This window comes from Paenibacillus dauci (genome assembly GCF_000971985.1).
In the GTDB taxonomy this organism is placed as follows: Bacteria; Bacillota; Bacilli; order Paenibacillales; family Paenibacillaceae; genus Saccharibacillus; species Saccharibacillus dauci.
Window position 1 is genome coordinate 60,258 of sequence record NZ_LAQQ01000005.1, and the last position, 11,333, is coordinate 71,590.

An 11,333-nucleotide genomic window follows, 5' to 3' on the forward strand; every position below is an offset into this window, starting at 1 on the left:
TCATGAAAAGGATATGTAAGTTTCAGCTTATTCATTCTTCTGCTTGTTGTGCTTGTACAAAATCATAATGTACCCCTGTCAATTCTTCGGATACTTTCCATAGTTTGGCTGCAGTCCCGTAATTCACCTTGTGTTCAAAGGAAATATCATGGTGCGGATATCCCTTTCGGCTGCCCGGTCCATTAGGACCAATAAATTCGCCGCCACTCAGGGAAGACTCGGTTGCTGCATATAAGGTAGGCAGGGCTCCAAATGCTGCGGTCTGGCTGAACAATCCCCAGACAAAACGAACCGGCCAGATCGCCTGCTTGCCCGAACCACGCGAGACTAGATTGGTATTGGCAATCCCCGGATGACAGCCCACACTTATCGTATCTGCGCCTGCCTCGGTCAGTCTTTTTTGCAGTTCCTTGGCAAACAGCAGATTCGCCAGTTTGCTCTGACAGTAGAATTTGCCGGCGCTGTAGCCGATTCGTCCATCCAGATTATTAAAATAAATATAGCCTGTGCGCGCTGCAATACTACTGAGCGTTATGATTCGTGAACCTGGAGTAGCGAGCAGCAGCGGCAGCAGATGACCGGTAAGTGCAAAATGTCCCAGATGATTGCTGCCAAACTGCAGTTCAAAGCCCTGCTTTGTTTTCTGGTAAGGCGGAATCATGACACCTGCATTATTGATCAGAATATCGAGGGAGTCGTAGCGGCTCCGATACAGATCGGCAAATTCACTGACACTGTTCAGGTCAGCCAGATCAAGCGGCATTACCTCTACCTGCGTCTGCGGATAACGCTGTCTGATCTGCGCAGCTGCTTGCTTTCCTTTATCCGCATTACGTACAGCCAGCACTAATGCAGCTCCTTTGGCAGCCAGTTCCAGAGCCGTCTCCAGTCCCAGTCCTCCGCTCCCTCCTGTGATAATTATGCGTTTACCGGTTTGATCCGGTATCTGATTCGCTGTCCACTGCTGACCCATCCCTGTTCACTCCATTTCGTGATCTGATAACTGCTGTTCATAATACTTGCTCATTTCAATAATCATCGCACCCATCCGTTCATTCTCCGGGGCGATAATACGTTCCACGCCTTGCTGCCGCAGCGCTTCGGATGTTACTTTACCTACCGACACAGCCAGTATGCGTGAAGCCAGCGCTTCGCGCAGCAAAACCGTATATCCATGTTCTGCCGCATCTGCGAACAGATTGCGTACCTGCACTGCTGTCGTAAAGCAAATCGCATCTATCCGGCTTTCTGTAATCTCTTGTCGAAGCTGATTAAGCGTCTCGGGTTCAGGCCCCAGATTCTGATAAGGAAGCAGCGTATGCACAGATGCCGCACCTTTTTCCTGCAAAAAGCGCACGAGCTCCGGTGCCGGATCGCCATGCAGCTGTACCCAGATATTCTTGCCTTCAAGACCGATCTGCTGCAGCTGCTCTTCCAGTCCTTTTACCGTACCATCCGAATCCCGTACATCCGGAGCCAGATCTTTGGCTTTAAGTGTATTGTAGGTTTTGTAACCACGGATAGCGATATTCGCCTGACGAACAGCCGCGGTAAATGCTTGACCCATTTCAAGACGCTCGGCGGCTTCGAACAAAGCATTTGCTCCAATACCTGTGGTGAAGATTACCCATTCTGGCTGTTCTTTAATAAAACGACGCAATTCCTGCTCCATTTCCTGCTCTTTGAACAGGGTGATCCCCTGCAATGAACGCACTTTGGCCTGACCACCCTGGCGTTCAATCAGTGAACTCATTTCCTCCAGCTTGCGTGAACCTGCGATAATTACCTTTTTCCCGTCCATAGCCTTTGTCATGTTAATCCCCCTGTATCGCTCTGTCTATCCTTTTTACCCATTTTACTTTTATATTATAGCTGGCTAATCTCAGCTTGGTCGGTCAACGCTGAATTGCTGCGCCAAGCCTGCATAGTTGTTGCCTGCAAGACGTGCCACAGGCTTCAGCTGCTCGGTGAGAATATACATATGATCATGGTCGATTACCGTTTCGTCAAAATGGTAACAGAGAACTCGCACTAGCAGCAGATCCTGTACGATGATTCCCTCATCATTGGTAATGGCTACATGCTGATCGAGCTGGCATTCATAACGTACCAGAGCTTCACGAATTCCCGGTACAGCCACTTTGTCACTCGGTAGGGTGTGTAGATCTGTCAGATCGAGTTCACTCTGATCCGGTGGCAGACTGGCTGCTGTATGATTCATCTGCTCGGTCATTTCTTCATGAACAATATGGATAACCAGTTCCTTGCTGTTCATAATATTGCGCGTGGTATCTTTCATCTGTCCCTGTTTACGAGCAATGGAGACCGATAGAATCGGAGGATCGGAAGCTACAATATTGAAATAGCTAAAAGGAGCAATATTGAGCACCCCTGTTTCCGAGAGGCTGGTGACCATAGCAATCGGTCTTGGGACAACCGAGCCTGTGAGCAGCTTGTAATTTTCAATGGTAGAGATAGATTCAGCGTGTATAGTTATCATATTTATTCCTCCTCGGATAGTAGGGTTTATTTTCTTTACTATATCCTAAATGATACGCAAAGACGATGGATATGCACTACCAAACAGGCAATTTTGGCATTACATCTATTATTTATACATTATATACGACATGCATACAGTAATAGATCTTACCCTTATCCATAATAGATGTTTGTATACTACCTGCATGTAGGACAGTATGACTCAGCCAATAAAGGTATAATCAAATGCCCCGTCACTCCTGTTAAGAGATGACGGGGCATGGATAGATCTACCGGCATAACCGGTTTAGAATATCAGATTGTTCAATAGTCGGATTCGTTCAGACTCGAACGTATTCAAAGCTTTTATCAAATCATTATCAGTCTGTTCCTATTAATGCATAGGACCTTGTCCAGCTTGTTTGCCGATCTGTACACGACGTACAAAGAAAGAACATACCAGACCCAACACTGCCAGTACAAGAGCAAAAACAAAGGCATGCTGTATACCGGTAGTGAAGCCAGCCATTTGATTCTCCGGACTTTGTGGATTGGCTACACGGCTCAGGTAACCGGTCTGTCCAGCACTCAAAATGCTGACTGCCAGTGCAGTACCGATAGCACCTGCCACCTGCTGCAATGTATTCATAATGGCTGTACCATGCGGATAATACTCACTTGGCAGTTGATTCAGACCATTGGTCTGTGCAGGCATCATGATCATGGAGATACCGACCATCATGAACAAATGCATGGCAACGATCATACCGACCGGTGTATTGGCATTGATGCCTGTATACATAAACAGGATCACTGACACGACGGCCAGACCAATAATAACGAGCCATTTGGGACCAAATTTATCGAACAGTCGGCCCATAATCGGTGACAGCAGTCCGTTGAGCAGACTACCTGGCAGCAGTACAAGACCTGCTGCGAGTGCTGTCAGTGCCATACCCTGCTGCAGATACATAGGCAGGATCAGCATGGATGACAGAATAATCATCATACAGATGAAGACCAGGATCAAACCAATAGTGAACATTGGATAACGGAATGCCCGTAGATTCATAACCGGTTGTTCCATACGCAGCTGACGGATACTGAATATCAGCAGTGATACTCCACCGATCAGCAGAGCAGCAATAACGACCGGACTCGTCCAGCCGCCGCCTTGTCCATGGCCACCAGCACTACTGAATCCATATACGATACCGCCAAAGCCCAGTGTGGACAGAATAATCGACAGGATATCGATTTTTGGCTTAGTCAATTTGGAAATGTTCGGCAGGAACAATAATCCACAGACGAGAGAAATAATAAAGAACGGCAGCGAAATCCAGAAGATCCAGTGCCATGTCAGATTAGCCAGAATCAGACCGGAAATAGCAGGTCCACTCGCTGGTGCGAACATGATAACAAGTCCGATCAATCCCATAGCCGAACCACGTTTCTCAATGGGGAAAATAACCAGAATAGTATTAAACATCAACGGAAGCAGTAATGCTGTACCTACCGCCTGCAGTACGCGTGCTACCATTAATATTTCAAAACTTGGTGCCATTGCAGCTACAATCGTGCCTGCAATCGAGAAAATAAGTGAAGTCGTAAATAATTGTCTGGTAGAAAACCATTGCAGCAGCAGCCCTGAAATAGGTACCAGAATACCCATTACAAGCAGATAACCGGTAGTTAACCATTGAATCGTCGTCGGTCCTACCTCCAGCAGTTTCATAAGCGGCGTAATGGCCACGTTCAACGCTGTTTCACTGAATAATCCGATAAATCCGCTTAACAGCATGGCGAACAAGATCGGCAGTACTTTGTATTGTTTGGTTTCTTGTTGGTCCTCTACTGGACCTGTCTTCATGGGTACGTCCACGATCCCATCCTCCTTTGGTCTCTCTCTGTTTTGTTTAGTGATTCATGCTTGCGCTCTTCATAACAACAGACAAATAATCCGCTGCTGTGAGCATCGGTTCCTTACTCTGATTGGTCAGACCAATAATCAGAGCCCCCTCCATCATCGAGATCATCAGCAGTGCAGCCTCTTTTGCTTTTTGCTTGGAAGCTCCCTCCTGTTCGAGATGTTCCGCAATAATCTGCTGCCAATCGGCAAACACGCTCTGACAGGCCTGCCGCAACTTATCGCTGATACATGATGTCTCTACTGCCGCCCAGAAGCTAAAAGGCAAAAACCCGGTATACCCCGCCTTCTCCGCATCCTCAGCCGTTTGATGAATAAAATAGCGAATCGCATCTCCTGTATTATCATGCATGTCAAAAGTCTCTTTGAATTTCCCCAGAATATACTGATTGGTTTTCTGGATACATTCATGAGCAAGCTCTTCTTTGCCATGCGGAAAATAATGATATAGCGAACCTTTCGGCGTCTCACTCTCTTTAATGATCTGGCTAAGACCGGTAGCATGATATCCCTGGGAAAAGAAAAGTCTAGCGGCTGTATCGAGAATCAGCTGTCTGGCATTCGACTTTTCGCTCACAAGAATCACATCCTTCACATTAATTATAACGATCGGTCTATATAATTAAAGCTTTTTCAAAACAGATTGTCAATAACTATAAAATGGTAATTGATTTTCTCCGATGATACCTTAACAGCTTTTTTACTTTTTTCAGATAGAGCTGCTGCATTTTCTCTCATTCAGAATACAATCTGATGAACATGGAAATACACATCGAACGATCTACCGATCTGCAGGTATTCTTTCTCTTAGCTGCTTGTAAATATGCACGATGTCATCCATCGGGATACGCACTAATCCGCTGGATGAAGGCGCTACAAATTCATGAATACCCGGTGTGACAGGCTCCTCCTGAAATCCCCATGGTACCTGCTTGCGTTGACTGTACTGGGTGTACACACCTTTGCCAACAAAACAGGCAATAGACGGTTGATACAAGGCAAGTTTACGACGAAGTTCCTGTCGGCCCTCCTGGTACTCTTCAGGCAGAATATCTTCCGCTCCACGGGTAGGCCTGGAGACGATATTGGTAAATCCGTATCCCAGCTCCAGCAGATCTCCATCCTCTTCGGGATGATACAGTCTTGGCGTAATCCCAGACTGATATAGAATCTGCCAGAACCGGTTACGTGGATTGGCATAATGATGTCCTACCTCTCCGGAACGAAGACTCGGGTTAAAGCCAATAAACAAGATGGAAAGATTGTGCTCCATATGATCTGCAATCGCTGGCATAATGTCACCCCATAATATTTTCATCATTTTTTTATCTTTTTCGACAAAACAACTATACAATATATAAGACTATTGACCGATATATTTATTCAACAAGCAAGAAACACCAAGTCGAAACGACCTCACTTCTGAATATCAAACTTAAAATTAAAAATTAAAATTACTATATCGAAAAGGAATGATTAGCATGATTAAATTAAACGAAGAGCAAATTTATGCTGTCCTTCATAAACAACTGAACAGAAACTTCCCTGTACAAACAATGGAACTGCAATATCATATCGAAGCCGATGCCCGTCTGATCAATGAAACAGGCAGCGTCTCCCTTACCAATAAACACTACTGGGTAAAAGTCATGGACTGCATCTATCCAACACATTCCCGTCCGATCCTGATGAGTGAAATCATCTACTTCCTCAGACAAGAGTACATGGATAGCACCATTCGCGTATTCATGGAACAGGATACAGACGGCAAAGTATCTGCTACTGCCGAGATTTCTTTCCAGGATCAAGTTACCCTTGAATCCGAACAGCTCAAAAGCCTGATCGATCTGGCACTCGTAGTTAAAGACAAGCAATGGTTCGATGAACTTACTGCCAGCTACCTGATGATGAACCGCTCCCTGCCAAGCTCACTGTAATTGTATATAACCGATACGGGACTTTCCATGGTGGAAAGTCCCGTATTTATATTCATTATTTCAAGTGTACCATCCAAATGTAAAAATGAATCTTATACTTGTCTTTATTTATATATTTCCTGCAGTGATCGAACAGCAACTCCTAAGCATCCCGGCGGCTAGAACAAAATAAAGCAATTTCAAATGCTTTTATAAAGAAATGTTGTTATTATGTAAAAGATGGTTGAATAGATAGTAACAATCTTATTCACAAGTCTCATACATACCATATACAAGGAGGAGTTACAATGGGACCTGAAGATCCATATTCACGCCCACAGGGGAATGGCATGCCACCTTATAATCAGCATGATCCTTATCATCAGCAGTATGGGCCTGTACCCAACAATGGCAAAGCTATCGCTGCACTCGTGCTGGGAATTTCATCGATTGTATCGATTATGATTTTTCCTGGAATCGGAATTATCCTTGGCATACTGGCCGTTATTTTTGCCGTTATTGCCCTCAAAGAATTGCGCCAGCGTTATCAGCAAGGACGAGGACTCGCAATTGGAGGACTGGTATGCGGTATTATCGGATTTGTCATTCATGCTCTAGTCGTTCTGTTTATTGTAGTCATTATTGGAGCTTCTCTGGCCAGCTATTCGCCGGTCGGCTCGGATAATTGGGAACCGACCTTTGAACAGGATAGTAATAGCGACTTCTATTAAACAGATTCAGTATAAAAAAGAATCCGTATGCCACTGGGATCAGTAACCCAGAGGAATTGTCCTTCTTCATCGGCAGAAATTCCTGCTGCCCGAACACGTGCTGCGACTTCATCGATGGCTTCGCGGTTGGGCAACTGTAGTGAGTAGTAATCAATACCGGCAGCGTTGGCAGGTGCCTTGGGTGCTCCGGCGCCTGCCCAGGTATTGAGCCCCATATGGTGGTGGTAGCCACCCGCAGATATAAAAGCTACTGAGCGATTATCGGTTAGCATCATCTCAAAACCAAGTACATCTACATAAAATTTGCGTGCTTCAGACAGGTTAGATACATGAAAATGGACATGGCCTATTTTTGTGCCTGCAGGCAGTCCGTTCCACACTTTGCCTTCAGCCAGCTCCAGCAGTCCTTCTACATCGACTGGCTCTGTACCCATAATAATGTAACCATGCTCATCCTTTTGCCATGTTTCTTTTGGTCGATCGGCATAAATCTCAATACCGTTATTATCTGGGTCATTCAGATACAATGCTTCGCTGACCAGATGATCGCCCTGTCCAATATTTTGGCGATGCTTTAGCAAATTGCGAAGTGACAGTCCCAAGCTTACCCGATCTGGCAGCAGAATAGCAAAATGATATAATCCCGCTGCAGACTGTGGAGGTAAAATAATTGCATTGGCAATCTCCTCGATAATTACGATTGGATGTATACCGTCTGCAGACAAATGGGCAGTCGTTTCATCCTGCTGTAACACCTGTAGACCAATCACTTCTGTATAATAAGCAATAGAACGTTCCAGTTGACTGACTTTGATTTTGACCAGACCGATTTCCAGAGCAGGGCTGATTACACTCGTATTCATAACTTTTTCCTCTTCTCTATATTAACTTATTTTTTATAAGTATGTTAACATTTTGTAAGTAACTAATCAAGTTCGATACTGTATCCTATGATCTGATAGACATCTATTTATTTTTGCCTAAATACTACAACACCTATCAAACCGATACTTATATCGAACCACAAAAAAGACAGCCTCTTATTGAGAGGCTGTCTTTTTGATTAATCTGCAATACATGGATTAAGAATATAACTCATTTCTTTGCATCTATTTACCTGTCTGATCAAGAGCTGTCGATTACTCTTCAGTTACGCCAGGATCTTGTCCCCATACCGGTGCACCTTGATAGTACAGTACGATGTGGTTGTTATCGCTCATTGTTGTATTTTCATTGTAAGAGTAGTCAGCTGTACCGGAACCACTCGAACGCTGAATAGTAAAGCTCATATCGCCTGTCTCGCCACCAGCAGGGATAATACCTGCTTCAGCATTAAAACGCAGTTCCAGATAGCTATCAGCACCTGTTTGAGGGTCTTCCATATTTACGATATATGGCTCTACGTTCTTCGCACCAAAGCTTACATTCCCGATGGAAACGCTCTTGGCTGTCAGATCTTTACCACCTGTAAAGTAATAACGAACACGGATATCACTCAGATTTACATCTTCGCTGCCTGTGTTCATGATGTTAACCATTGGACGGATTGCACCGGAAGTGCTGCCGCCAGCTGCAGAACTGGATTGTACAACCAGTGACTGGGCTACACTGCCTGTTTGAGCCATTGGAGCAGCAACTACCGGAGTAGACATCTGACTAACCTGGCCGTCACCATAAACTGCGTTTACCACATATCCGTATACATTGCCGTTCATTACGGACGTATCTACGTATACAGCATCGGTTACACCTGTAGTATGAACAGTGTACGTATTGGCTGCTACGCTGTCGTAGGTGTTATTTACAACATTATAACGGCGTACATCATAGCTGGATGCTCCCTGTACAGGCGCCCATGTCAGTACAACCTGCTTGGAACCGGAACGTGCCTGTACATTGCTTGGTGCAGCAGGTGCAGATGTGTTGGTCCAGGCAATATCGTTGGCTACCACATTACTTTCGATAGCAGCATGCGCGCTTGGCGCTGCCATAAAACTTCCCCCTGCAGCAAAAATAGAAGCGGCCACCAGAATAGAAGCCTTTTTGGAATAATTGAACATTTCGTAATCTACCTCCATATTGTATAAGTTTGGTTGTGTGCGGGTCATGCTGTTAAGTATTTGGCTCAGTATCTCTATGTCGGGATCTGCTTCTCTCCTCCTTTGTCTGTTCTTCACCTTGAATCGAGCAGCATTCTCTACGGATAACTGCCCAAGTATTGAGCCCGGTGAAAGATTATTAAACAGTAATATAGCAAACAAAACACCTAGCAAGCTCAAATTATAACATTTTTGTTACCACTTGAAGATAGACAGCAAGTTCTAATCGTCAATAAAACGACAATTCCATAAGTCCTACTCCTGCGGGATTTGGGGCATAATAGAGTAGTTGAGCTGTACATGTTCATTTTCATATGTACCTAGACTGTGTATTTTGTACTATATTTGGTTTCTATTTTATCCTGTTATTTTTTGCTTAATGAAAAAATCCAGATGGAATATTTATATATCAAGGGAGAGATAATGTTGCGTTTGAGATCTGATTCTGCGTCTTTTCGACCTGTACAACCATTTTCTTATAAGTCCATCAGTCTGTTTATCCTGCTTATGGCTGTCCTGCTGCTTGGAGGCTGCAGTCAATCATCAGGTGATAACCAGCAGCCTGTTGCCCATTCTCCGGCTTCAGATACCTCTATGTCCGATCATTCCATGAATATGGATCATAGTGCTCATATGGGGACTACAGCTGCAGTACCAGAAGGCAGTATCACTGCCAAGCCTGCTGATGTTACTACCAAGCAGCAAATACTTACCGCCAAGGAAATCACCCTTACCGCCCGCAAAGCCCATTTGGAAATTGAGAAAGGCAAATATTTGCCGGTCTGGACATTCAATGGTTCGGTTCCAGGTCCACAGATTGAAGTAACCCAAGGAGATATCGTTACGGTTCATCTTAAAAATGAACTCGATGTTCCGGTATCCATTCATTTTCATGGTATTGTACTGCCTGTTGCTATGGATGGAGTTCCAGGCGTCACTCAGGATGCAGTTCAACCTGGACAAACATTTACGTATACATTCAAGGCACTTCATGCCGGCACTTACTGGTACCATTCGCATCAGGACAGCCTTAATCAGATTGGTAAAGGATTATACGGCACCTTTATTGTCAAAAAGAAAAATGCAGTCCCCGCAGATGTAGATCGTACACTTGTGCTGGATGAATGGAATGATCCCAATACCCATGCGCCTGACCGGGAAGCCAATACAGCAGCGCTCAGCAGCAATATGGGGATGTATAATATCTATACGATTAATGGACGCAGTGGCAGTTATATAGAACCTGTGCGTGTCCACACCGGTGATCGGGTGCGTCTGAGATTCGTTAATGCAGGAAATATGACTCAGGTGCTGTATATCAATCAACCAGCGTATCGTGTAGTGTCGACAGACGGCGAAGATATCAATGAGCCCCAGACACTCAGCCATGGACTGCTGCGAATTGCTCCCGGTGAACGATATGATGTGGCATTTACGGCTGATCAGACAGGAGTACAGGTAATCGGCGCTGTCGGTGATTCCGATTTTGCCCGTTCCATGCGTATCCCTGTCGTTACGAAGACGTCTGCCTCGACGCTTAGTGACCAGCAAGTAAATGATCAGGTAAACAACCAGCAGAACAAATTGACTACCCAGACCGTCTCCAAATGGCCTGAACTTGATCTGACCCATTATGGCCAAGCTGCTCCATCGCAGTTCAATCTGAAGCAAAGCTATGACCGGGATTATCGGATGACTCTGAATATGGGAGTCAGCAATGGGCAGACTGCCTATACAATCAATGGCCAAGCGTATCCCAAAGCGGACAATATGGATGTCAAAACAGGTGATACAGTGAAGATTACGATGACGAATGAATCCGTGAATGAAGATCATCCCATGCATTTGCACGGTCATATTTTCCAGGTATTGTCCAAAAATGGTCAGCCGCTTACCGGCTCTCCTCTCTGGAAAGATACACTTAATGTACGTCCGGGCGAAACCTATGTGGTTGCCCTGAAAGCCGATAATCCGGGAATCTGGATGTTCCATTGTCATGAACTGCATCATGCTACAATGGGAATGATGATTGATCTAGTCTATGAGGACTATGTCTCTACCTACAAACCTAATCCGCAGGTTAACAATATCTCCGAGTAATTCAATCAACCTGTGAGTCGGCATTTATGACATTTATGTATCAAAAAAGCAGGCGTCCTGTTCTATGATAGAGAAAGTC

11 protein-coding genes are annotated in these 11,333 nt (G+C 44.9%); 3 read left to right on the top strand and 8 right to left on the bottom strand.

The window, feature by feature from the left end; all coding sequences use genetic code 11:
- Window positions 1–31: 31 nt before the first annotated feature.
- The 6 genes from WH46_RS18080 to WH46_RS18105 all read right to left on the bottom strand — a co-directional run bounded on the left by WH46_RS18080 (window position 32) and on the right by WH46_RS18105 (window position 5,702).
- Window positions 32–973, bottom strand: a complete 942-nt coding sequence (locus tag WH46_RS18080) for an oxidoreductase (RefSeq protein ID WP_046227818.1) — start codon at window positions 971–973, stop codon at window positions 32–34.
- Between the two features lie 6 nt (window positions 974–979).
- Window positions 980–1,813: a uroporphyrinogen-III synthase gene (locus tag WH46_RS18085; RefSeq protein ID WP_046227819.1), complete on the bottom strand. Its 834-nt coding sequence runs from the start codon at window positions 1,811–1,813 to the stop codon at window positions 980–982.
- 69 nt (window positions 1,814–1,882) lie between these two features.
- On the bottom strand, window positions 1,883–2,500 hold the full coding sequence (locus WH46_RS18090; protein WP_017812070.1) for a flavin reductase family protein: 618 nt from the start codon (window positions 2,498–2,500) through the stop codon (window positions 1,883–1,885).
- A 375-nt stretch (window positions 2,501–2,875) separates the two neighbouring features.
- Window positions 2,876–4,351: a DHA2 family efflux MFS transporter permease subunit gene (locus WH46_RS18095; RefSeq protein ID WP_046228091.1), complete on the bottom strand. Its 1,476-nt coding sequence runs from the start codon at window positions 4,349–4,351 to the stop codon at window positions 2,876–2,878.
- A 46-nt stretch (window positions 4,352–4,397) separates the two neighbouring features.
- Window positions 4,398–4,985 (bottom strand): TetR/AcrR family transcriptional regulator, encoded by a 588-nt coding sequence (locus tag WH46_RS18100; protein ID WP_017812068.1) that lies wholly within the window; start codon window positions 4,983–4,985, stop codon window positions 4,398–4,400.
- Window positions 4,986–5,189: 204 nt separating this feature from the next.
- Window positions 5,190–5,702 (bottom strand): mismatch-specific DNA-glycosylase, encoded by a 513-nt coding sequence (locus WH46_RS18105; RefSeq protein ID WP_046227820.1) that lies wholly within the window; start codon window positions 5,700–5,702, stop codon window positions 5,190–5,192.
- A 187-nt stretch (window positions 5,703–5,889) separates the two neighbouring features.
- Here WH46_RS18105 and WH46_RS24440 point away from each other — a divergent pair, with 187 nt between their 5' ends.
- Complete coding sequence (locus tag WH46_RS24440) at window positions 5,890–6,345, top strand: IDEAL domain-containing protein (protein ID WP_017812066.1); 456 nt, start codon at window positions 5,890–5,892, stop codon at window positions 6,343–6,345.
- 287 nt (window positions 6,346–6,632) lie between these two features.
- The gene (locus WH46_RS18115) at window positions 6,633–7,055 is read left to right on the top strand and encodes a DUF4190 domain-containing protein (RefSeq protein WP_017812065.1); all 423 of its coding nucleotides are present in this window, start codon (window positions 6,633–6,635) and stop codon (window positions 7,053–7,055) included.
- Here the strand turns inward: WH46_RS18115 and WH46_RS18120 are convergent.
- Window positions 7,052–7,918 (bottom strand): VOC family protein, encoded by an 867-nt coding sequence (locus tag WH46_RS18120; protein ID WP_046227821.1) that lies wholly within the window; start codon window positions 7,916–7,918, stop codon window positions 7,052–7,054. The two genes, WH46_RS18115 and WH46_RS18120, sit on opposite strands and share 4 nt — an antisense overlap.
- A gap of 276 nt (window positions 7,919–8,194) precedes the next feature.
- Window positions 8,195–9,115, bottom strand: coding sequence for a cellulose binding domain-containing protein (locus tag WH46_RS18125; RefSeq protein ID WP_046227822.1), 921 nt, complete (start codon window positions 9,113–9,115; stop codon window positions 8,195–8,197).
- 471 nt (window positions 9,116–9,586) lie between these two features.
- Here WH46_RS18125 and WH46_RS18130 point away from each other — a divergent pair, with 471 nt between their 5' ends.
- On the top strand, window positions 9,587–11,254 hold the full coding sequence (locus tag WH46_RS18130) for a multicopper oxidase family protein (RefSeq protein WP_197088288.1): 1,668 nt from the start codon (window positions 9,587–9,589) through the stop codon (window positions 11,252–11,254).
- The last annotated feature ends 79 nt before the right edge of the window (window positions 11,255–11,333 follow it).

Excerpts from the sequence above, each read along its gene's own strand:
- WH46_RS18080 (WP_046227818.1), bottom strand. The coding sequence starts at position 973 with ATGGGTCAGCAGTGGACAGCGAATCAGATACCGGATCAAACCGGTAAA.
- WH46_RS18085 (WP_046227819.1), bottom strand. The coding sequence starts at position 1,813 with ATGACAAAGGCTATGGACGGGAAAAAGGTAATTATCGCAGGTTCACGC.
- WH46_RS18090 (WP_017812070.1), bottom strand. The coding sequence starts at position 2,500 with ATGATAACTATACACGCTGAATCTATCTCTACCATTGAAAATTACAAG.
- WH46_RS18095 (WP_046228091.1), bottom strand. The coding sequence starts at position 4,351 with ATGAAGACAGGTCCAGTAGAGGACCAACAAGAAACCAAACAATACAAA.
- WH46_RS18105 (WP_046227820.1), bottom strand. The coding sequence starts at position 5,702 with ATGCCAGCGATTGCAGATCATATGGAGCACAATCTTTCCATCTTGTTT.
- WH46_RS24440 (WP_017812066.1), top strand. The coding sequence starts at position 5,890 with ATGATTAAATTAAACGAAGAGCAAATTTATGCTGTCCTTCATAAACAA.
- WH46_RS18115 (WP_017812065.1), top strand. The coding sequence starts at position 6,633 with ATGGGACCTGAAGATCCATATTCACGCCCACAGGGGAATGGCATGCCA.
- WH46_RS18120 (WP_046227821.1), bottom strand. The coding sequence starts at position 7,918 with ATGAATACGAGTGTAATCAGCCCTGCTCTGGAAATCGGTCTGGTCAAA.
- WH46_RS18125 (WP_046227822.1), bottom strand. The coding sequence starts at position 9,115 with ATGTTCAATTATTCCAAAAAGGCTTCTATTCTGGTGGCCGCTTCTATT.